Origin of the sequence: Streptomyces sp. NPDC058674, from assembly GCF_042716505.1 — a bacterium.
GTDB lineage: Bacteria > Actinomycetota > Actinomycetes > Streptomycetales > Streptomycetaceae > Streptomyces.
The window spans coordinates 16,724-36,698 of record NZ_JBHXSC010000024.1 but is presented as its reverse complement, the minus strand read 5'-3'; the positions used below and the strand labels follow the sequence as shown (position 1 = coordinate 36,698).

Annotated in this window: 19 protein-coding genes; 13 read left to right on the top strand and 6 right to left on the bottom strand. The window is 73.8% G+C overall.

Features of this window, described 5'->3' with window-relative positions; all coding sequences use genetic code 11:
* Window positions 1–87: 87 nt before the first annotated feature.
* On the bottom strand, window positions 88–273 hold the full coding sequence (locus ACFWU6_RS15180) for a hypothetical protein (RefSeq protein WP_383805930.1): 186 nt from the start codon (window positions 271–273) through the stop codon (window positions 88–90).
* 189 nt (window positions 274–462) lie between these two features.
* On the opposite strand from ACFWU6_RS15180, the gene ACFWU6_RS15175 reads away from it, so the two are divergent.
* Window positions 463–1,821, top strand: a complete 1,359-nt coding sequence (locus tag ACFWU6_RS15175) for a carbohydrate-binding protein (protein WP_383981279.1) — start codon at window positions 463–465, stop codon at window positions 1,819–1,821.
* A gap of 99 nt (window positions 1,822–1,920) precedes the next feature.
* Here the strand turns inward: ACFWU6_RS15175 and ACFWU6_RS15170 are convergent, their stop codons facing one another.
* Genes ACFWU6_RS15170 through ACFWU6_RS15160 form a run of 3 tightly spaced genes read right to left on the bottom strand, consistent with a single transcriptional unit; the run spans window position 1,921 to window position 5,830 of the window.
* Window positions 1,921–2,928 (bottom strand): YdcF family protein, encoded by a 1,008-nt coding sequence (locus ACFWU6_RS15170; RefSeq protein ID WP_383981278.1) that lies wholly within the window; start codon window positions 2,926–2,928, stop codon window positions 1,921–1,923.
* 5 nt (window positions 2,929–2,933) lie between these two features.
* Complete coding sequence (locus tag ACFWU6_RS15165) at window positions 2,934–4,535, bottom strand: amidohydrolase family protein (RefSeq protein WP_383805936.1); 1,602 nt, start codon at window positions 4,533–4,535, stop codon at window positions 2,934–2,936.
* Window positions 4,536–4,543: 8 nt separating this feature from the next.
* Window positions 4,544–5,830, bottom strand: a complete 1,287-nt coding sequence (locus tag ACFWU6_RS15160) for an amino acid deaminase (protein WP_383981276.1) — start codon at window positions 5,828–5,830, stop codon at window positions 4,544–4,546.
* 235 nt (window positions 5,831–6,065) lie between these two features.
* Here ACFWU6_RS15160 and ACFWU6_RS15155 point away from each other — a divergent pair, with 235 nt between their 5' ends.
* Window positions 6,066–6,833 carry an IclR family transcriptional regulator gene (locus ACFWU6_RS15155; protein WP_383981274.1) on the top strand — a complete coding sequence of 256 codons (768 nt, stop codon included), beginning with the start codon at window positions 6,066–6,068 and terminating at the stop codon, window positions 6,831–6,833.
* Window positions 6,830–7,249 carry a RidA family protein gene (locus tag ACFWU6_RS15150; RefSeq protein ID WP_383805942.1) on the top strand — a complete coding sequence of 140 codons (420 nt, stop codon included), beginning with the start codon at window positions 6,830–6,832 and terminating at the stop codon, window positions 7,247–7,249. The genes ACFWU6_RS15155 and ACFWU6_RS15150 overlap by 4 nt, the downstream gene beginning before the upstream one ends.
* 154 nt (window positions 7,250–7,403) lie before the next feature.
* On the opposite strand, the gene ACFWU6_RS15145 is transcribed toward ACFWU6_RS15150, so the two are convergent.
* Window positions 7,404–8,738 (bottom strand): M14 family metallopeptidase, encoded by a 1,335-nt coding sequence (locus ACFWU6_RS15145; RefSeq protein WP_383981272.1) that lies wholly within the window; start codon window positions 8,736–8,738, stop codon window positions 7,404–7,406.
* Between the two features lie 125 nt (window positions 8,739–8,863).
* A complete protein-coding gene (locus ACFWU6_RS15140; protein ID WP_383981270.1) occupies window positions 8,864–10,561 on the bottom strand; it encodes a chitinase in 1,698 nt (565 codons plus the stop codon).
* Window positions 10,562–10,931: 370 nt separating this feature from the next.
* Here ACFWU6_RS15140 and ACFWU6_RS15135 point away from each other — a divergent pair, with 370 nt between their 5' ends.
* The 10 genes from ACFWU6_RS15135 to ACFWU6_RS15090 are packed head-to-tail and all read left to right on the top strand — an operon-like array spanning window position 10,932 to window position 19,958.
* On the top strand, window positions 10,932–11,897 hold the full coding sequence (locus ACFWU6_RS15135) for a hypothetical protein (RefSeq protein WP_383805948.1): 966 nt from the start codon (window positions 10,932–10,934) through the stop codon (window positions 11,895–11,897).
* A 48-nt stretch (window positions 11,898–11,945) separates the two neighbouring features.
* The gene (gene cpaB / locus ACFWU6_RS15130; RefSeq protein ID WP_383981268.1) at window positions 11,946–12,647 is read left to right on the top strand and encodes a Flp pilus assembly protein CpaB; all 702 of its coding nucleotides are present in this window, start codon (window positions 11,946–11,948) and stop codon (window positions 12,645–12,647) included.
* Between the two features lie 28 nt (window positions 12,648–12,675).
* The gene (locus ACFWU6_RS15125) at window positions 12,676–13,935 is read left to right on the top strand and encodes a CpaE family protein (protein WP_383805952.1); all 1,260 of its coding nucleotides are present in this window, start codon (window positions 12,676–12,678) and stop codon (window positions 13,933–13,935) included.
* 21 nt (window positions 13,936–13,956) lie between these two features.
* Window positions 13,957–14,316: a TadE/TadG family type IV pilus assembly protein gene (locus tag ACFWU6_RS15120; RefSeq protein WP_383805954.1), complete on the top strand. Its 360-nt coding sequence runs from the start codon at window positions 13,957–13,959 to the stop codon at window positions 14,314–14,316.
* Between the two features lie 4 nt (window positions 14,317–14,320).
* Window positions 14,321–14,704 (top strand): TadE/TadG family type IV pilus assembly protein, encoded by a 384-nt coding sequence (locus tag ACFWU6_RS15115; RefSeq protein ID WP_383805956.1) that lies wholly within the window; start codon window positions 14,321–14,323, stop codon window positions 14,702–14,704.
* The gene (locus tag ACFWU6_RS15110) at window positions 14,701–16,071 is read left to right on the top strand and encodes a CpaF family protein (protein WP_383805958.1); all 1,371 of its coding nucleotides are present in this window, start codon (window positions 14,701–14,703) and stop codon (window positions 16,069–16,071) included. The genes ACFWU6_RS15115 and ACFWU6_RS15110 overlap by 4 nt, the downstream gene beginning before the upstream one ends.
* A complete protein-coding gene (locus ACFWU6_RS15105) occupies window positions 16,068–17,006 on the top strand; it encodes a type II secretion system F family protein (protein ID WP_383805960.1) in 939 nt (312 codons plus the stop codon). The genes ACFWU6_RS15110 and ACFWU6_RS15105 overlap by 4 nt, the downstream gene beginning before the upstream one ends.
* Window positions 17,007–17,016: 10 nt before the next feature.
* Window positions 17,017–17,910 carry a DUF5936 domain-containing protein gene (locus ACFWU6_RS15100; protein WP_383805962.1) on the top strand — a complete coding sequence of 298 codons (894 nt, stop codon included), beginning with the start codon at window positions 17,017–17,019 and terminating at the stop codon, window positions 17,908–17,910.
* A gap of 3 nt (window positions 17,911–17,913) precedes the next feature.
* Entirely contained in the window at window positions 17,914–19,272 is a 1,359-nt protein-coding gene (locus tag ACFWU6_RS15095; protein WP_383981266.1) for a sensor histidine kinase, read from the top strand.
* Window positions 19,269–19,958 (top strand): response regulator, encoded by a 690-nt coding sequence (locus tag ACFWU6_RS15090; RefSeq protein WP_383805966.1) that lies wholly within the window; start codon window positions 19,269–19,271, stop codon window positions 19,956–19,958. Before ACFWU6_RS15095 ends, ACFWU6_RS15090 begins: the two co-directional genes overlap by 4 nt.
* The last annotated feature ends 17 nt before the right edge of the window (window positions 19,959–19,975 follow it).

Here is a 19,975-nt window from a genome sequence, read left to right as displayed (position 1 = left end):
TTCAGCGTCGCAGACGGCCCCGCGCGCGAAGGCCCCGGCCGGGGAGCGACCCCGGGCCGGGGCGGTCGGCAGCATCCGTGCCGAGCGCTACGGCAGGTAGCGCTCGATGACCTGCGGACCCTCCTTCTCCATCATCCGGCGTGCCTTTTCGAGCCGCTCCGGAGTCGGCTCCATCCCGCGCACCATCACGAGGTCCTCAGGGTCGTACGGCCGCTCCCCGCCCGAGAAGAGCTCGGCCGGGCGCTCGGGCTGCTGATCCGCTTCACTGTCCATCGCGTACCTCCTCCGATGCCCCCCTGGGGCCCATCCTGCGGCGCCCGCCCCATGAACGCACCTCGGACGGGACCGGCCCGGCCGACACCCCCGGGCATAGCACCGGGGGAGGGGCCAACCGACAGCTCCCGCACGGTGGTTGGGATTCCTACGGTTTCGGTTACCCCCACCGAACCGAGGAGATCCCCCATGCTCAAGCGACACGCCCGCGCGGCGTGTACCGCCCTGGCCGCCGCCGGGCTGCTGCTCGCCGCGGCGGGCGGCGCCACCGCCGGCCCCGCCCCCGCCGCCCCCGCCGCCCCAGCCCCCGCGGCGGCCTCGGCGGCCGCCACCCTGCGCACCGCCGAAGCCCCCTCCGAGCTGCTCGCCGCCATGGGCCGCGACCTGGGCCTGACCCCCGCGCAGGCCGGGAGCCGCCTCGCCCGCGAGGCCGAGGCGGGAGCCGCCGCCGCCCGGCTCCAGGTACGGCTCGGCGCCGCCTTCGCCGGCGCCTGGGTGGACGGGCCCGCCGCCGCCCTCACCGTGGCGACCACCCGGGCCGCCGACACCGCCGCGATACGGGCCGCCGGGGCCCGGGCCGCCGTCGTCCCCCGGACCCTGGCCGAGCTGGACGCCGCCAGGGCCGTCCTGGACCGGGCCGCGGACGCCGCCACCCCCGTCCGGTACGTCGACCCGCGCACCAACACCCTGGTCGTCGAGGAGACCCGTACGGGCGCGGCGGCGCGGCTGCTGGCCGCCTCCGGCACCGACGCGGCCCTGGTCCGGGTCGTCCGCACCGCCGAGGCCCCGCGCCCGCTGCACGACCTGCGCGGCGGGGACGCGTACTACATGAACGGCAGCGGCCGCTGCTCGGTCGGCTTCCCGATCACCAGGGGGACCACCCAGGGCTTCGCCACCGCCGGGCACTGCGGCCGAGCCGGGACCCCCACCAGCGGCTTCAACCAGGTCGCCCAGGGGACCTTCCAGGCCTCGGTCTTCCCCGGCAGCGACATGGCCTGGGTGGCCGCGAACGCGCAGTGGGCCTCGACTCCGTACGTCAAGGGCAGCGGCGGGGCGAACGTGCAGGTCACCGGCTCGGTACTGCAGCCCGTCGGGGCCTCGGTGTGCCGCTCGGGCTCGACCACCGGCTGGCACTGCGGCACGATCCAGCAGCACAACACCAGCGTCACCTACCCCGAGGGCACCATCTCGGGCGTCACCCGCACGACGGTCTGCGCGGAGCCCGGCGACTCCGGCGGCTCCTACATCTCCGGCAGCCAGGCCCAGGGCGTCACTTCTGGCGGATCGGGGAACTGCTCCGGCGGCGGCACCACCTTCTTCCAGCCGCTGAACCCGATCCTGTCCGCGTACGGCCTCACCCTGCGGACCACGGGCAGCGGCCCCGGCCCCGGCGACCCCGATCCCGGCGGCACCTGGAAGGCGGGCACGGTCTACGCGACGGGCGCCTCCGTCACCCACGGCGGCGCGACCTACCGCTGCCTCCAGGGCCACCAGGCCCAGCCGGGCTGGGAGCCGCCGAACGTCCCGGCCCTGTGGCAGCGCGTCTGACCGCGCACTCCACCGGGACAGGGGGCGCCGCGGCTGCCGAGGGGGGAGCCGCGGCGCCCCCGCACACCCGCACGCCTGCGCGGCGCCCCCGCCCGCAGGTCAGGCGGCGACCGTCGCCGCCACCCCGGCGGCGACCATCAGCCCGCAGATGCCCAGATTCACGGCGCGGTGCTCCCAGAACACCGCGACGAACTCGCGGAGCGTGGCGCTGGGCCAGTAGTACCGGGCCGTCGGCGAGCCCACGACCTGGCCGTTCACCCCGGCCTTGCGGGCCATCATCGCGGCCCGGAAGGCGTGGAAGTCGTTGGTGACCACGACGCAGCGGTAGCCGGGGTCGTCCGCGCGCATGAGGTCCCGGCTGAACCGCATGTTCTCCTCGGTCGTCGTGGACCGGTCCTCCAGGGTGACGTGCTCCCCGGGGACGCCCTGCGCCACCAGCCAGTCCGCCATCGCCCGGGCCTCGGAGACCTTCTCGTCCGAGCCCTTGCCGCCCGAGACCAGCAGCACCGGCGGCCGGCCGCCGCGGGCCAGCTGGGCCTCGTAGATCTGCTGCCCCTTGCGCAGCCGCGAGGCCAGCAGCGGCGGCACCCGGTCCCCGCAGACCAGTCCCGAGCCGAGCATGACCACGTGGTCGACGTCGCCGCGGACCTTGATCCGGCCGTAGAGGTAGGCGTAGCCGAGGAAGCACATGAAGATGAAGGAGAGGTACGTGGCGACCGCGGTCACCACGGCCGCGACACCGGTCACCGCGGTCGAGTCGAAGGTCCCCGCGGCGGCCACCAGCGCGATCACCGCGAAGATCCCCAACCCCGCCAGCATCGACAGCAGGTTGGGCAGGTAGGCGCCCTCCTTGCGGACCATGGTCACGCCGTTGGCGACGAGGAAGACGCCCAGCGCCAGGATGCCGAGGGCGGGCAGGCCGAACACCACCAGCAGGACGACCGCCCCCGCCCAGCCCGGCAGCCTGTCCACCTGGAGCAGCAGGCCGAACGACAGGGTGACGAAGGTCAGGCCGAGCAGGACGGCATTGCGGAACCGGCGGCGGTCGTTCCGGACACTGACGCAGAAGGCGAGGAAGAACAGAGCGGTGAGGGCGGAGGCGACCATGCCCCTCATCGTAGGGTGCCGCCGACGCCCGCCACGGGGCTGCGGCGTACCGAGCGACCTGCGAGGACGTCCGTGCGGCGGCCGTCGCGGATCACGGGCCTGCCGTCGATGAACACGTGCGGGATGCCCACGGGGAGCACGCGCGGGTCCTCGTACGTGGACCCGGCCGCGACCGTGTCCGGGTCGAAGAGGACCAGGTCGGCGCGGAATCCCTCCCGGACCAGGCCCCGGTCGGGCAGCCGCAGCCGGGCCGCCGGGCGCCCGGCGAGGTGCGCGACGCACTCCTCCAGCGAGAGCACGCCCAGCTCGCGGACGTAGTGGCCGAGGTAGTGCGGGAAGGTGCCGTAGGCGCGCGGATGCGGCTTCGTCCCCCGGAGGATGCCGTCGGAGCCGCCCGTGTGGACCCGGTGGCGCATGATCGTCCGGACGTTCTCCTCGTGGCCGACGTGCTGGAGGACCGTCGGTGCGAGCCGGTCGTCCAGCAGCAGCCGCCGGGCGGTGGCCCAGCCGTCGACGCGGGTGCCGACGTGCACGGCGGCCAGCGCAGGGTCGCTGACGCCCGAGATCTCGACCGTCGACCAGTCGACCGGCACCCCGTGGCAGCCGTCGGCCCCCTCGACCTCCAGGGCGTGCCGGATCCGCTCCGCGGTCGCGTCGTCGCGCAGCCGGGCCAGGACCGCCTCGGGGCCGCCCTCGTTGGCCCAGCCGGGCAGCAGGGCCACCAGGGTGGTGCAGCCGGGGGTGTACGGGTAGCTGTCGAGGGTGATGTCGCAGCCCCGGGCCAGGGCCGCGTCGAGGAGCGCGAGGAGTTCGGGGGCCCGGCCCTCGTTCTCCCCGAAGTTCATGGTGGCGTGCGCCAGGTGCAGCGCGCAGCCGGCCTCCCGGGCCAGCTCGACCATCTCGGCGTAGGCGTCGAGGGCGCGGTGGCCGTAACTGCGGTGGTGGGGACAGTAGTAACCGCCGTAGCGGGCCACCACCCGGCACAGTTCGGCCAGTTCGGCGCCGGACGCGTACATGCCGGGGGTATAGGTGAGTCCGGAGGACATGCCGACCGCGCCCTGTTCGAGGCCCTCGGCGACCAGCTGCCGCATCCGGTCCAGCTCGGCGGGGGAGGCGGGTCGGTCGTCCCAGCCGAGGGCGTACGCGCGGACCGTGCCCTGCGGGACGAGGTACGCGGCGTTGACGGCGGTGCCGCGCCCGCCGTGGGCGCGGTCCAGGCGGTCGAGGTAGCCGCCGACCGTGTGCCAGTCGAAGTCGACGTCGTCCCCGGGGCCGTTCCAGCCGGCGATGGCGGCGCGGACCTCGCCGAGGGTGCGCGCGTCGGCGGGCGCGTACGACAGGCCGTCCTGGCCCAGGACCTCCAGGGTCACGCCCTGGGCGGCCTTCGCGCTGTGGTCCGGGTCGCTGAGCAGGGCGAGGTCGCTGTGGGCGTGCATGTCCACGAAGCCGGGGGCGAGGGCGAGGCCGTGCGCGTCGAGGGTGCGCCGGCCGCCGCCCGGCAGCCGGCCCACGGCGGCGATCCGGCCCCCGTGCACGCCGACGTCAGCCGTGTACGAGGGGCCGCCCGTGCCGTCGACGACGCGGGCGCCGCGGATGACGAGGTCCACGCGGGGGCCTAGAAGAAGGTGCGGACGTAGTCGGTGACGGTGCCGTCCGCCTCCACCACCGGGATCAGCGGCCACTTCTCGAAGATCGTGCACGGGTGGGACATGCCGAGCGCCACCCGGTCGCCGACGGCCAGGTCCTCGGCGGAGTCGGTCTCCAGCCAGGCGTGCTGGTCGGACAGCTTGACCACGCGGACGCCGGTCGCGGGCCGCTCGGTCCCGTCGAGTGCGTCGCGGACGACCTCGGCCTCGGGCAGCCCGAGGTCGTAGGCGATGTCGCGCTTGCCCGCGTTGACGAAGGCCTGGGTGGGGGAGGGGCGGGAGACCACCTGGGTCCACAGCCGGAACGCGGGGCGCAGGCCGCCCTCCTCGGGGACCCGGTTGAAGGGGGTCAGGCGGGTGTACCAGCCGTGGTCGTGCGAGACGTAGGCGCCGGAGCGCAGCAGCTTCAGGACGGGGCGGGAGAGCGGGGGGAGCCCGGCGAAGACGTCGGCGACGGCATCGAACCAGGCGGAGCCGCCGGCGCTCACGACGATCTCCTCGAGGCCGGCGGGGAACCGGCCGGCCTCGTCGAACTCCACGGCGAGGGAGGTCAGCCGGCGCAGGTACGCGTGCACGTTGTCCGCGTCGGCGCCCGGCACCTCGGCCTCGTACCCGGCGATGCCGACCAGGCGCAGGGTCGGCGCGGCGGCGACGGCGTCGGCCACCGCGCGGCAGTCCGCGTCGGTCCTGGCGCCGGTACGGGCCCCCTCGCCGGCGCCGAGCTCGACGACGACGTCGAGGACGGCGGGCTGTCCCCGCAGCGCGCGGTCCATGAGCTCGACCCCGCGCACGGAGTCGACGTAGCAGACGAAGCGGAAGCCGGGGTCGGCGGCGAGTTCGGCGGCCACCCAGCGCAGGGCGGCGGGGTCGACGAGCTCGTTGGCGAGGAAGATCCGCTGGATGCCGAAGGCGCGGTAGACGCGGGCCTGGTGGGGGACGGCGGCGGTGATCCCCCAGGCTCCGTGGTCCAGTTGGCGGCGGAAGAGCTGCGGGGACATGCAGGTCTTGCCGTGCGGGGCGAAGGCCAGGGCGTGGCGGGCGGCGTAGGCGCCGAGGACGGTGAGATTGTGCTCCAGGGCCTCGGCGTCGAGGGTCAGCACGGGCGTGGTGAAGCCGCCGGTGTGGATCCCGCGCCGCTGCGCGGCGAGGGCGCCGACGGTGAGGCCCGCGTCCTGGGCGTCCGGGGGGAGCCCCTTGAACCGGTGGTCGACGAGCTCGTCGGCGAGGTCCTCGACGGGGTCGCTGGCGCTGGCCATGCGGGTGCCTCCCGGGCATGCGTTGCGATGTGTGCAACGGTCGTTGCGGATCGCGCTGCATGCTGTCTAACATCCCGCATGACGACGGGTCAACGCCCCGGGGCGCCGCCCCGGACCCGCGCCTCGCAACGCCCGCGGGGCCGCAGCCGCCCCGCGGTCGGCCCGGGCCGGATCGGGCCGGATCGGGCCCCGCCGACGGAGCCGGGTGCGTCGCGACCGCATGGGAAGGGACCGCATGAGCCAGTCGGTGGAGCGGGCGCTCGGCATCCTGCCGCTGCTCGCGCGGGGTCCCGCGGGGCTCGCGGCGGTGGCCGACGCGCTCGGCGTGCACAAGAGCACCGCCCTGCGGCTCCTGCGGACCCTGCACGCCCACGGCCTCGCCTACCGCCAGCCCGACGGCCGCTACCGCCTCGGCGCGAGCCTCTTCGCCCTGGCGGCCGAGGCCATCGAGAACCTCGACGTGCGCGAGATCGCCCACCCCCACCTCGTGGAGCTGAACCGGGCCACCGGGCACACCGTCCACCTCGCCCTGCACCAGGACGACGAGGTCGTCTACATCGACAAGGTCGACAGCCGCTACCCCGTCCGGATGTACTCCCGCATCGGCAGGCCCGTGCCGCTCACGGTCGCCGCCGTCGCCAAGCTGCTGCTGGCCGACCTCCCCGAGGCGGAGCGGCGGGCCCTCGCTGCGCGGATCGAGTACCCGCGCTACACCTCCCGCTCCACCCCCGACGCGCGGGCCTTCCTCCGCGAGCTGGACCTCGTACGGGAGCAGGGCTGGGCCGCCGACCTCGGGGGGCACGAGGAGTCCCTCAACTGCCTGGGTGCGCCCGTGTACGGGCCGGACGGGCGGGTGGCCGCCGCGCTGTCCGTCTCCGCGCCCGGCGTGGTGGTCACCGCCGAGGCGCTCCTCGAACTGCGGCCCCTGGTCCTGCGTACCGCCGACACCATCAGCCGGGAGTACTCCGGCTCCGGCTCCGAACCGAATGAGGACCGCGCATGAGCGAGACGACCGCCAAGACCGCCCTGACCCCCGGCACCCACACCACGCCCCCGGCGCGCTTCTCGCACGGGGTGCGCAAGGGGAACATCCTCCAGGTGGCCGGCCAGGTCGGCTTCCTCCCGCACGTCGACGGGCGGCCGCCCACCCCCGCGGGGCCCGGCCTGCGGGAGCAGACGCTCCAGACGCTGGAGAACGTCCGCTCCGTCCTGGAGGCCGGCGGCGCGGGCTGGGACGACGTGGTGATGATCCGCGTCTACCTGACCGACACGGACCACTTCGCCGAGCTGAACGGCGTCTACGACGCGTACTTCGAGGCGCAGGGCCTGAAGGAGGCGCCCGCCGCCCGCACCACGGTCTACGTGGGCCTGCCGGCCGGCCTGCTCGTCGAGATCGACGCCCTCGCCGTCCTGGGCTGACGGGACCCGGACGGGCGGGGCGGGGGCGCCCGGCCCGTCCGGGCGGGACGCCTCACCGCCAGGGGGCGCCCCCCTGGCGGTGAGGCGCCCCGCGTTCACGCGGCGAGGTGCCGTGCCGGGCGCCGTGACCCGGTGAACCTTTCCGGTCGCAGCACTAGGAGCAGTACTGCGCTTCCTTGCCGATCGAGCGGTACATGCAGTCCGCGTTCTCCAGCAGCTGGAGCACGGCCTCCTTGTTGCGGGAGGTCTCGCGGTCGATCACCTCGTCGGGCGGGTAGAAGCCGCCGCCGCCCGCGCTGGACGGGTACATCTCGAAGGTGTAGGCGAAGATCCTCTGGCTGCCCCACAGCCAGTCGTCGATCGTCCCGTCCGTGATGTAGAGGTCGCTCGACTGCTCCGGGGTGTAGCCGTTGCTCGCGGCCATGCTCGTGCCGATCTTCTTGAAGGCGGCGAGGTCGTCGGCGCTCAGGCCGGGCGCGGTGTCGTTGTACGTCCAGCCGAAGGGCCACAGGACCAGCTGGCTGTAGGTGTGGAAGTCGATGGACGCCTTGATCTGCTGCTTGCCGCCGACCACCCGGCTGCGGACGAAGTCGGAGACCGCCTTCACCTCGGGCGTGGACTCGGCGGCCGGCCCGCGGTAGGTCTCGGAGCTCTTGCTGCTGCTGGAGCCGCCGCAGCAGCCCCACTTGTAGTTCCAGTTCCGGTTCTGGTCGGTGCCGACGTAGGAGGAGCCGGAGTTGGGCTGGCGGTTCTTGCGCCAGGAGCGGTAGGAGCCGGTGGCGATGTCGTACTCGCCGCCGTCCGGGTTGAGGTCCGGGACGATCCAGATCTCGCGGCCGTTGACCGCGTTGGTGACCCGGGACTCGGTGCCGTACTTGGCGCCGAACTCCTTGAGCAGGTACAGGGCCATCTCGACGGTCAGGTGCTCGCGGGCGTGCTGGTGCGCGGTGAACATCACCTCGGGCTCGTCCTCGTCCGTGCCGACGTTGTCGCTGATCTTGATGGCGACGAGGTCGCGGCCCTGGTACGACTTCCCGATGACCCGCTTGCTCATGATCGCGGGGTACTGGGCGATGCGCTGGTCGATCTCCGCGCTGGCCTCGGCGTAGTTGTGGTACCTGGAGTCCGCCGAGGGGAAGTCCATCGTGCCCGCCGCGATCCCGGGCAGGGAGCGGTCGGGCGGCCCGGGGAGGGCCGTGAGCTGGTAGCCGAGCGTGCGAAGGCTCTTGGCCTGCATGGTGTCGGCGCTGACGACGACGGTGTGGTCGTCCACCTCGTCGATCGACACGCCGGTGCGCAGCAGCGCGGTGCGGTCGGCGGCCGTCGAGGGCCCGTGGATCCGGTACTGGACGATCGCCTCGTCCTGGGTGGCGGTGGACGGGGCGGGTGGTGGCGAGGCCGAGGCGCTCATGCCGTAGGCGGGTGCGCCGAGCGCGAGCGCCAGCAGGGCCGCCGTGACGGCGGCCCTCCGGCGGGTGTGGAGCCGCATGCGTTCTCCTGGGTGGGGAGTGTGGGGGTAGCCGTGCGGACGCGCACAGCGTGCTCTCGTGGCATGTCACGGTCAAGCACCCGTGGTGCTCGGCGAACCGATCCGGCCACCCCCACACCTACCGCCTACGGGAGCGCGTGGACCTTCGGACCCACCGCGTTGGACCAGGCACTACCCGCCTTGGCGTCCCAGTTGGTCGACCAGGTCATCGCACCGCGCAGCCCCGGGTAGGTCTTCGACGGCTTGAACGATCCGCAGTTCGTGCCGCGGGCCAGGCAGTCCAGGGCGTTGTTCACGACGGTCGGGGAGACGTAGCCGCTGCCCGCGCCGCTCGGTGAGGCCGGGACCCCGATGCCCACCTGGGAGGGGTCGAGGCCGCCCTCCAGCTGGATGCAGGCGAGCGCGGTGAGGAAGTCCACCGAGCCCTGGGAGTAGACCTTGCCGTCGCAGCCGTTCATCGCGCCGCTGTTGTAGTACTGCATGTTGACGACGGTGAGGATGTCCTTCACGTTGAGCGCCGTCTTGAAGTAGCCGCCGGCCGTCGACTGCATGTCGATGGTCTGCGGGGCCATGGTGAGGACCAGCGACGGGCCGGCCTTCTGCGACAGCGAGCGCAGGGCCTGCGTCATGTACGTCGGGTTGAGGCCGTTCTCCAGGTCGATGTCGATCCCGGTGAAGCCGTACTCCTGCATCAGCGCCCAGGCCGAGTTCGCGAGGTTGTTCGCGGAGGCCGAGTCGTTGACCGTGATCGTGCCCTTCTCCCCGCCGATGGAGAGGATGACCGACTTGCCGGCCGTCTTCTTCGCGGCGATGTCGGCCTTGAACTGGGCGACGGTGTAGCCGCCGAGCCCGGCCGAGTCGAGGTTGAAGGCGATGGCGCCGGGCGTGCTCGTGGCGTCGGCGAAGGAGACCGCGATGATGTCGTACTGCGCGGAGACGTCGGAGATCCTCTGGACGGTCGCGCCGTTGTTGAAGTTCTGCCAGTAGCCGGTCAGCGCGTGCTTGGGCACCGCCGGGTTCGGGTCCGGGTTGCCGCCGCCCCCGGTGGTGGTGCCGGTGATCGGCGCCGACTTGGGGCCCTCGCCCGCCGCGTTGTACGCGCTCACCTGGAAGGAGTACGAGGTCGAGGCGGCGAGCCCGGTGATCTGGGCGCCGGCGGCGGTGACGGTGCGGACGCGGACGCCGTCCTGGTACACGTGGTAGCCGGCGGCTCCGCCCACCGCGTTCCACGCGAGGGTGAGCCCGCTCGCGCTCTGTCCGGAAACGGCGGTTCCGGCCGGGGCGCCGGGGATGCCCGGCCCGGGGTCGGTGCCACCGCCCCCGTCGGGGCCGAAGACGCTGAACTCGTCGACGGCGTAACCGGGCTGGCCGTACCAGCCGTGGGTGTAGACCGTCACCTGGGTGGTGTTGGGCCCGGTGGAGAAGGTGGTGGACAGCTTCTGCCAGCCGGCGCCCGACCCGGGCGTCCAGGTGGACACGTCCTGGGTGCCGGTGCCGGTCGCGCCCAGGTAGACGTAGCTGCCCTGGACCTGCGTGCTCAGCGTGTAGGTCGAGTTCGGCTTGACCGTGACGGTCTGGCTGCAGCGGGCGTTGTCGGAGCCCGCCGGCGTGGCCTTGAGCGCGGCGGCCCCGGCGAAGACGGGGGAGGAGACGGAGGCGCCGCTTCCGCCGGAACAGGACCAGTTGGCCAGGCCGGACTCGAAGCCTCCGTTGCGGACGACGTTGATGTCCGCGGCGTGCGCGGTACCGCCGGCGAGGGCGGTCAGGCCGCCCGCGGCGAGCGTGGCGGCGCCCAGCAGGGCGAGGGAGCGTATGCGGTTCACGTGGGCTCCGGTGGGGGGAGGAAGGGGGTGGGGAGGTGCGGGCCGGGTGGGGGAGGTGCGACGGAAGGCCCGCGGTGCCAAGTTGGTCCAGACCAATCTTCCTGTCAAGGGTCTTTGCTATCTGGCTTGAAACGGCCGTCGCGGCGATCCCTGTTGTCCGGGTTTCCGGCCACCTGTGACACGTGCCCGCCGTACGGGAATCGGCAAGGCCCTGCCCCGCCAGTGACGACGCGGATATGGTGCTGGAGCAAGGGGGAGCGCACCGATCGTTTGCGGTCGCGCAGTGTTCGCGCGCACGCGGCGAATGGATTTCGGGTACGCGACGGGCGTGGGAACGCCCGCGGTGTACGGGGTGAACAGGGGGATTCGCGTGCCGACCGCCATCGCTGTCACCAGCGCCGATCTGGTACTCCCGGCCCCTGACCGGCACACGCCGGGGGCCGCCGTGCTGCACCCGCCCGACCGGCAGGACCTCGACGGAGCACTCGCCGAAACGGCCGCCCTGCTGGAGCGCCACGGCCACCTGGTCGCCGTCGTGCCGCCCTGGCTGCCCCGCGCCACGGTCCAGCGGCTGCACACCGTGCGGTCCATCCTGGAAACCGACCGGATCGCGCTCCTCGGCATCGATCTGCCCCCGCTGGGCACGGCCCTGCTGGTGCGTCAGCTCCGCCAGCTGAGCGTCTGCGACTTCAGTCCCGGAGTCATCGCCTCCGCGGCCCGGCTGCTGTCGCACTACGTCTACGCGGGCGCCCTGCTGGGCTCCGTGGCCAAGCTCGACCGCGTCCCGGTCGGGCTCAAGGCCCACGCCAGGTCCTGGACCCCGGGCGCGCAGTTCTCCGTACTCGCCCACCCGGCGCCGCACCTGGCCCGGCTAGGAGCGGCGGCCGCGGGCCGCGGCGGCCGGGGACAGGGCGGCGGCCGGGGACAGGGCGGCAGCCACGGCGCCGGCCGCGCCAAGGGCTCCGGCGGCGGAGCGGGAACCGCCGAGGTGCCGCCCGGCCCCGAATTCGCCACCCACCTCACCTTCGCCCGCGGCCAGCTCGCCTCCGACTGGGTCGCGGCCGAACTGGCCCCCGCCTGGCAGGTCCGGGGGGTCATGGAGAACCCGCTGCCGGCCGACTCGCCGGGCTGGTGGGGCACCCCCAAGCTGGTCGAGTTCGCCGCCGGCATCCCGGACGTCTCCGTGCTCTACCAGCTGGTCGCCTCCGTCCGCCGGGAGGAGTGCCGCTGGTGCGGCCTCGAACTCATCGGCGACCGCTGCGGCTTCTGCGCCGCGCCGCTGACCGCACCGCCCCCGCCGGCCGAGCCGGCGAGCACCGCCCGCTCCAGACGCTGACCGATCCGACCGCACGAACGAATGAAGAACGGCGAGGTAGTACGGCCCATGAACTCACGCCAGCGCCGCGGCGTCATCCTGCTGCTCCTGTCGGTCCTCTGCGCCCTGGGGGCCTTCGCGGGAGTCCTCGTGGTGATCGGCGACGTCAACTCCAAGGTCGGGTCCGAGGTGGTCGCCTACCGCGCCAAGGCGGACGTGGCGCCGTACAGCCCGCTGACGCCGGGCCAGTTCGAGGAAGTCACCATCCCCAGGCGCTGGCTGTCCGACACCGCCGTCGCCGACCTCGGCGCGCTCGACGGCAAGATCGCGCTCACCACCCTGAAGAAGGGCTCGCTGCTCCAGGCCGACATGTTCGTCGACCGGCCGCAGCTCCAGCCCGGCGAGCAGGAGATCGCCATCATGATCGACGCGGCGACGGGCGTGGCCGGCAAGATCACCTCCGGTGCCAAGGTGAACATCCTCGCCACCTTCAAGGGCGCCAAGGACAGCGACCCCGCCCGCTCGGTGATCATCGTCGCCAATGCCCGGGTCCTGGGCGTCGGCCGGCTCACCGCCCTGGAGAAGAACGCCGACCGCACCGGACCGGCCGAGGCCGTCCCGATCACCTTCGCCCTGAACACCAAGGACACCCAGCGCGTCGCGTACGCCGAGTCCTTCGCGGAGCACGTACGCCTGGCCCTGGTCGCCCCCGGCACCGACTCGGCGCCCGGCCCGGGCGACCGCACGTACACCCTCGACGGGGACAAGTGAGGCCCGGTCCGGGCGGAAGGAGAGCGCGATGACCACCCGAATCCTCCCCGCGGTCGGCGACGCGGACGCCGCCCGCGCCATCGCCACCCTGCTGAGCCAGCTGCCCGCCGCCGAACCGGCCGTCCCCGTGGCCGACTCCACCACGCTCCTCGACACGCTGGCCCGGATGGCCACCGAGTCCATCGACGAGCTGCCCGAGGTCGTCCTGGTCCACGAGCGGATCGGCCCCGTCCCGGCCCTGGAGCTCATCCGCGAGGTCGCCCTGCGCTTCCCGGCGGTCGGCGTCGTCCTGGTCTCCTCGGACGCCGGCCCCGGCCTCTTCTCCGCGGCGATGGACTCCGGTGCGCGCGGCCTGATCGGCCTGCCCCTCGCCTACGAGGAGCTGGCCGCCCGGGTCCAGGCCGCCGCCCAGTGGTCCGTGGGCGTACGCCGCCACCTCGGCCGGGGCCCCGACGTCCCCACCGGCCCCGGCGGCCGGGTCGTCACCGTCACCGGCGCCAAGGGCGGGGTGGGCACCACCTTCACCGCCGTCCAGTTCGCCCTGGCCGCGGCCGCCTCGGGACGGCGTACCGCGCTGGTCGACCTGGACCTCCAGGCCGGGGACGTCGGCTCGTACCTCGACGTGCAGTTCCGGCGCTCCATCGCCGACCTGGCGGGCATCCAGGACATCTCCCCGCGCGTGCTCCAGGACGCGGTCTACGACGACCGCACCGGCCTCGCCCTGCTGCTGGCACCCGCCGACGGCGAGCGGGGCGAGGAGGTGGACGACCGGGCCGCCCGCCACGTCATCAGCGCCCTGCGCAGCCGGTACGAGCTCGTCGTCATCGACTGCGGCACCCAGGTGACCGGCGCGAACGCCGCCGCCGTGGAGATGGCGGACGTGGCGGTGCTGGTCACCACGCCCGACGTGGTCGCCGTCCGGGCGGCCAAGCGGATGGTCCGCATGTGGGAGCGGCTCCAGGTCCGCAAGGCGGAGGACACCGCGATGGTCGTGAACCGCTGGAGCAGGCACACCGAGATCCAGCCCGCCCTCATCGAGAAGATCACCAAGACCCGCGCCACCCGCACCCCGGTCCCGGCGGCCTTCAAGGAACTCCAGGCGGTGGTCGACGCCGGCCGCGTCCAGGACCTCGACAACCGCTCGACGGTCAAGCAGGCCCTGTGGACCCTGGCGGGCGAACTGGGCCTCCTCGCGGGCGCGGACGACCCGGCGCAGCCCCCCGCCGGCGCCCTGGCGGTCCGCGCGGCCGGCCCGGTGGCCCGGCTGCGCCGCGGCCGGGAGGGCTGAGCGGTGGCCGCCCGGAGGGGGATGCGCGGAGCGCGCCGGGACCGGGGCCAGGTCGCCGTCGAGTTCGTCGGCACGGTCCCGCTGATCCTGCTGCTCGTGGCGGCGGTGTGGGAGTGCGTACTGATCGGGTACGCGTTCTCGCTGGCGGGCAACGCGGCGGACGAGGCGGCCCGCGCCGGTGCGGTGACCGGGGACGGGGCGTGCGTCGCGGCGGCGGGGGAGCACATCTCGGGGGCCTGGAACATGCAGGTGGACTGCGGCGAAGCCGGCGACGTCTACACGGCGACGGTCAGGCTCAGCATCCCCGTCCTCTACCCCGGGCTGAACTTCGGCTCGATCGAGGGCAAGGCCGGCGCGGCGATGGAACGGGACGGGAAGTGACACGGTGAAGCGGAAGCGGAAGCGGCACTCCGATCGCGGCCAGGTCGCGATCGAGTACATCGGCTTCGTGCCCATCCTGCTGTTCGTCGCGCTCTGCGGCATCCAGCTCGGCTGGATCGCCTACGTCCACGAGCAGGCCGACACGGCGGCCCGTACGGCGGCCCGGGTCGAGGCCCGCCACGGCAGCGGCGGCGAGGCGGCGGGCAGGGCGGCCGTCACATCGAGCCTCGACGCGCGCGTGGTGGTGGACACGGGCGCCGACGCCGTCACGGCGGTGGCGACCATAAAGATCAACTCGCTGGTCCCCGGCCTCGACGTCCCGGACGCCACGGCCACCGCCGTCATGCCCAACGACGACCCCACCCTCCCGAAGGGCCCCCGACCATGAGCCTGCGCTCCCGGGTCAACACCCCCGACGACCGCCACAGCCCCCGCGAGGACGGCCGGCTCGTCTCCTCGTACCGCGCCAAGCTGCTGGAGGAGATCGACCTCGCCGAGATGTCGGCCCTCGCGCCGGCCGAGCGCCGGGCGCGCCTGGAGCGGGTGCTCGGCCACATCATCAGCCGCGAGGGCCCGGTCCTGTCCACCGCCGAACGCGCGCAGCTGATCCGCCGCGTCGTCGACGAGGCCCTCGGCCTCGGCGTGCTCGAACCGCTCCTGGAAGACGCCTCGATCTCCGAGATCATGGTCAACGGCCCCGACCAGATCTTCGTCGAGCGGGCCGGCCGCGTCGAGCAGCTCCCGCTGCGCTTCGCCTCGCACGAACAGCTGATGCAGACCATCGAGCGCATCGTCTCCACCGTCAACCGCCGGGTGGACGAGGCCAATCCGATGGTCGACGCACGCCTGCCCAGCGGCGAGCGCGTCAACGTCATCATCCCGCCGCTGTCCCTGACCGGCGCCACCCTCACCATCCGCCGCTTCCCGCGCGCCTTCACCCTGCACGAGATGATCGGCCTCGGATCGCTCGACGAGCAGATGCTCCTGCTGCTGTCCGGGCTGGTCCAGGCGAAGATGAACCTGATCGTCTCCGGCGCCACCGGCACCGGCAAGACCACCCTCCTCAACGCCCTCTCCGGACTGATCCCGGACGGCGAGCGCATCATCACCATCGAGGACTCGGCCGAGCTCCAGCTCCAGCAGGCCCACGTCATCCGCCTGGAATCCCGGCCGGCGAACGTCGAGGGCAAGGGCCAGATCACCATCCGCGACCTGGTCCGCAACTCCCTGCGCATGCGCCCCGACCGCATCATCGTCGGCGAGGTCCGCGGCGGCGAGACCCTCGACATGCTCCAGGCCATGTCCACCGGCCACGACGGCTCGCTGGCCACCGTCCACGCGAACAGCGCCGAGGACGCCCTCATGCGCCTGCAGACCCTCGCGTCGATGTCCGAGGTGGAGGTGCCCTTCGAAGCCCTCCAGGACCAGATCAACAGCGCCGTCAACGTCGTCGTCCAGCTCACCCGCTTCGGCGACGGATCCCGCCGCATCACGGAGATCTCCATCCTGGAGTCCCACGGCCGGGAGCCCTTCCGCATCACCACGGTCTGCCGCTTCGCCGCCCGGCCGATGGGCCCCGACGCCCGCGTCCACGGCCGCTTCGAGTACTACCCGCTGCCGCGCCGGATCGCGGACCGCCTCTACATGAACAACCAGCCGATCCCGCAGGCCTTCGGGGTCGCGCCCGCCGACGACCCCCTCACCGACCCCCTCACCGGCCCCCTCCCCGCCCGCACCACCCGGACCGCCCTGTGAACACACCGGTACTCCTCACCCTCGGCGCCACCCTGCTGGCCTGCCTGTTCGTGGTCCTCGGCGTCCACGCGTACGCCGCCGGCCGCGCCCAGCGCGCCGCCCTCGTCGAACGCCTCACCTCGGCCGGCGCGCCCCCGCCGGCGGGTCGCCGCCGCCGCTTCCCCGGCGTGGACCGGCGCCTGCGCCGGACGAAGCTCGGCAAGCGCATCGAGGTCAGGCTGGCGACGACCGGCCTGGACATGACCCCGGGCGAGTTCTTCGTCTACATGGCGGTGGGCGTCGTCGGCGTCTGGCTGGTCGCGGCCTCGCTCCTGGCCCCCTTCTTCGGCCCCGTGGCGGGCCTGATCGGGCTCTGGTCGGCGAACGCCTTCCTCGGCTGGCAGCGCTCCCGGCGCACCGAGCGGTTCATCAACCAGCTCCCCGAGCTGGCCCGCATCCTGGCCAACGCCACCCAGGCCGGGCTGGCCCTGCGCACGGCCATCGGGATCGCCGCCGAGGAGCTGGAGGCGCCGGCGGGCGAGGAGCTGGGGCGCGTCGCCGACCGCCTCGCCATCGGCCACTCCATCGACGAGTCCCTGGGCGAGCTGGCCGAGCGGCTCCCGTCGCGGGAGCTCGTCGTCCTCGTCTCCACCCTGGTGCTGTCCGCCCGCGCGGGCGGCACCATCGTCGACAGCCTGCGCAACCTCACGGTGACGCTGGAGCAGCGCAAGGAGACCCGCCGCGAGATCCGGACGCAGCTCTCGCAGGTGACCGTGACGGCGTACCTCGTCCCCGCGATCGGCCTCGGCTCCCTGCTGCTGGTCGACATGATGATGCCGGGCGCACTGGACCGGATGACGGGCGCCTTCATCGGGCAGACCGCGGTCCTGGTCGCCCTCGGGCTCTTCACCCTCGGCTTCGTCCTCATCCGCCGCCTGTCCAAGATCGACGTGTGAGGGGGACCGCGTGACCACCGTTCTCCTGGCCCTGCTCACGGCCCTGTCCGTCTTCGGCGTCTTCCACGGCATCCGGATGTACCGGGCCGACGTCAAGCTCCCGACCGACCTCGCGCTCGCCCTGGAGGTCGGCGCCACGCGCACCACGGCGGTCGGCTCGCTCGTGGACCGGATGGGCATCCGCTGGGCCCCGCTGGTCCTGCGCCTGATGGGGCCGAACCAGGTCGCGCGCAAACGCCGCCAGATCGACATGGCGGGCAACCCGGCCGGCCTGACCATCGACCGGTACGCGGCCCGCCGCGCGGTGTACGGCCTGCTGGGCGGCCTCGGTGCCTTCTCGATGCTGATCAACGGACAGCTCGTACCCGCCCTGTTGATGGTCGCCTTCGGCCTCTTCTGGATCGAGGCCGGCCTCTGGTCGGCGATCCGGGTCCGGCGCGACCACATCGAGCGGACCCTGCCGGACTTCCTGGACGTCCTCGCCGTCGTCGTCAGCGCGGGACTCGGCTTCCGGCAGGCCCTCGACCGGGTGGCGCACAAGTACGAGGGCCCCTGGGCCGACGAGATCCGCATCACCCTCCAGCAGATGGACATGGGCGTCAGCCGCCGCCAGGCCTTCGACGAGCTGCGCAGGCGCAACGACTCCGAACAGGTCGCGCAGTTCGTCACCGCGCTCCAGCAGGGCGAGGAGCTGGGCTCCCCGATCGTGGACACCCTCATCGCGATCGCCGAGGACATGCGCCGCACCGATGCCCAGAACGCCCGCCGGCGCGCCGCACGGGCCGTCCCCAAGGCCACGTTCGCCGTCACCATGTTCATGCTGCCCGGCACGCTGATCCTGCTCGTCTGCGGCTTCGTCTACGGGGCCGACGTCGACTTCGGCGCGATGCTCGGAGGCGGCTGACCCATGACGGCACCGGACCTCGCGCGGTACGGCGCCGTCGCCGGGTGGCGACGCGCGGTGGACGGGTGGCGGCACGACGCGGTGGCCGGGTGGCGGCGGCGCCCGCCGCGCCCCACCGGGCCGCCGCTCGCGCTCCAGGCCAACGCCCTGCAGGCGCTGTGCCGCCACGTCTTCGCGTTCCGGCTGGTGATGATCGCGCTGGGCGCCCCGCTGGCTCTCGGCCGCACCGCCCCCGGCGGGCCGACGTACCTGGTGGGCGCGGCGGTGCTGGTCACCTCCACGCTCTCGTACGCCCTCTTCCGCGACTGGGAGCGCTTCGGCCCGCTGCTGCTGCGCCACCGCTGGCTGCTCGTCCCGGACATGGCGCTCAGCGGCCTGCTGCTGATCACGGCGACGCCCGAGTCGCCGCTCGGCCCGGTCGCCGTCTGCACGCCGCTGCTGGCCGGACTGGTCTACGGCTGGCGCGGCTCGGCGCCCTACGCGGCCGTCCAGGCCGCCGCGGTGGCCGCCCTCGCGCAGGGCCCGACCCTGCCGGCCCTGTGCCTCCTGGCGGGCGCCGCCGGGGCCTGCCTGCGGGACCTCCTCTTCCGGTTCGGCTCGGCCGGCCAGGTCCTGACGGAGGCCCGCGCCCGGCTGGCGGCGGCCGAGGCGGTCCGCGCCGAACGGGAGCACCTAGCACGGGAGATGCACGACTCGGTGTCGAAGACCCTGCACGGTCTGGCCCTGGCGGCGGACGCGCTCTCCCGGATGCCGGACCCGGCGGCGGTCCGCGCCCAGGCCGGCCTGCTCGCGGGCGCGGCCCGCCGGGCGGCCGCCGAGTCCCGCGAGCTGCTGACCGAGCTGCGCCGCGACCCGGACGCGCCGGGCGTATCGCTGGCGGCCGAACTGCGCCGGGTCGCGGGAGACACGGAGCTCCGGCTCCCGGGACCCCTGCCGGTGGTGCCGGCCGCCGTCGCCCGGCACGTGGTGGCAGTGGCGTCGGAGGCGTTGGAGAACGCCCGCCGCCACGCGGACGCCGCGCACGTACGGGTCGAGGCCGCCGCCGACGGCTCCCGCCTCACCCTGACGGTCGAGGACGACGGCCGGGGCCTCCCCGGCGACGTCGACCTGCGGGCGCCGGGCGGCCCGGGCGCGCTGAGCGGCCGGGGACGCTTCGGCCTCGTCGGCATGGCGGAGCGCGCGGCGGCACTGGGCGCCCGCCTGGAGGTCGGCGCCCGCCCCTCGGGCCCCGGCACCCGCGTCCGCCTGGAACTGCCGCTGCCGGGGGCGGCAGGGGCGGCAGGGGTGGCCGGGGTGGCCGGGGCGGCTGCGGAGGCCGCGGCTCCGGCGGTCACGGCCGTCGTGCCGGAGGCGGGCCGGTGACCCCGATCCGCGTCCTGATCGCCGACGACAACCCGGTCGTCCGGGCGGGCCTCGCCACGCTCCTGGGCACGGCCCAGGGCATGGAGGTCATCCCCGCCCAGGCATCGGACGGCCGCGAGGCCCTGCTCCTGACCCGCCGGCACGCCCCGGACGTGATCCTGCTGGACGTCCGCATGCCGGGGGTCGACGGCATTTCGGCCCTGCCGCACCTGGTCCGGCTGGCGCCGGTGCTGATGCTGACGTACAGCCAGGAGCGGGAGGTCGTCCGGGAGGCCCTGCTCCTGGGCGCGGGCGGCTACCTGGTCCACGGCGAGTTCACGGCGGACGACCTGGTCCGGGCGGTCCGCGACGTCCGCGAGGGCCGCGCCCACTTCACCCCGACGGCGGCGAGCGCACTGGTCGCGGAGCTCCGGTCCTCTTCGCAACAGCAACGATCTGTGGCACAGTCTTCTGAGCGCATCCACAACTCTGTTGTGTTCGGCCTGAGTTCTCGGGAGGTGGAGATCATGGACCTGATCGCGTCCGGGATGAACAACCAGCGGATCGCCGCCGCGTGCTTCATCAGCGAGAAGACCGTCAAGAACCACATCAACCGCATCTTCGCGAAGCTCCAGAGCACGACCCGCAGCGAGGCGATAGCCCACTGGCTGGGAACCGCCCGTCCAGGAGTGACCGGCCATGGGTAGACGGAGTGCGCAGTGGG

Coding starts and splice junctions, on each gene's coding strand:
- ACFWU6_RS15180 (WP_383805930.1), bottom strand. CDS start 273: ATGGACAGTGAAGCGGATCAGCAGCCCGAGCGCCCGGCCGAGCTCTTC.
- ACFWU6_RS15175 (WP_383981279.1), top strand. CDS start 463: ATGCTCAAGCGACACGCCCGCGCGGCGTGTACCGCCCTGGCCGCCGCC.
- ACFWU6_RS15170 (WP_383981278.1), bottom strand. CDS start 2,928: ATGGTCGCCTCCGCCCTCACCGCTCTGTTCTTCCTCGCCTTCTGCGTC.
- ACFWU6_RS15160 (WP_383981276.1), bottom strand. CDS start 5,830: ATGGCCAGCGCCAGCGACCCCGTCGAGGACCTCGCCGACGAGCTCGTC.
- ACFWU6_RS15155 (WP_383981274.1), top strand. CDS start 6,066: ATGAGCCAGTCGGTGGAGCGGGCGCTCGGCATCCTGCCGCTGCTCGCG.
- ACFWU6_RS15150 (WP_383805942.1), top strand. CDS start 6,830: ATGAGCGAGACGACCGCCAAGACCGCCCTGACCCCCGGCACCCACACC.
- ACFWU6_RS15145 (WP_383981272.1), bottom strand. CDS start 8,738: ATGCGGCTCCACACCCGCCGGAGGGCCGCCGTCACGGCGGCCCTGCTG.
- cpaB (WP_383981268.1), top strand. CDS start 11,946: ATGAACTCACGCCAGCGCCGCGGCGTCATCCTGCTGCTCCTGTCGGTC.
- ACFWU6_RS15125 (WP_383805952.1), top strand. CDS start 12,676: ATGACCACCCGAATCCTCCCCGCGGTCGGCGACGCGGACGCCGCCCGC.
- ACFWU6_RS15120 (WP_383805954.1), top strand. CDS start 13,957: ATGCGCGGAGCGCGCCGGGACCGGGGCCAGGTCGCCGTCGAGTTCGTC.
- ACFWU6_RS15110 (WP_383805958.1), top strand. CDS start 14,701: ATGAGCCTGCGCTCCCGGGTCAACACCCCCGACGACCGCCACAGCCCC.
- ACFWU6_RS15095 (WP_383981266.1), top strand. CDS start 17,914: ATGACGGCACCGGACCTCGCGCGGTACGGCGCCGTCGCCGGGTGGCGA.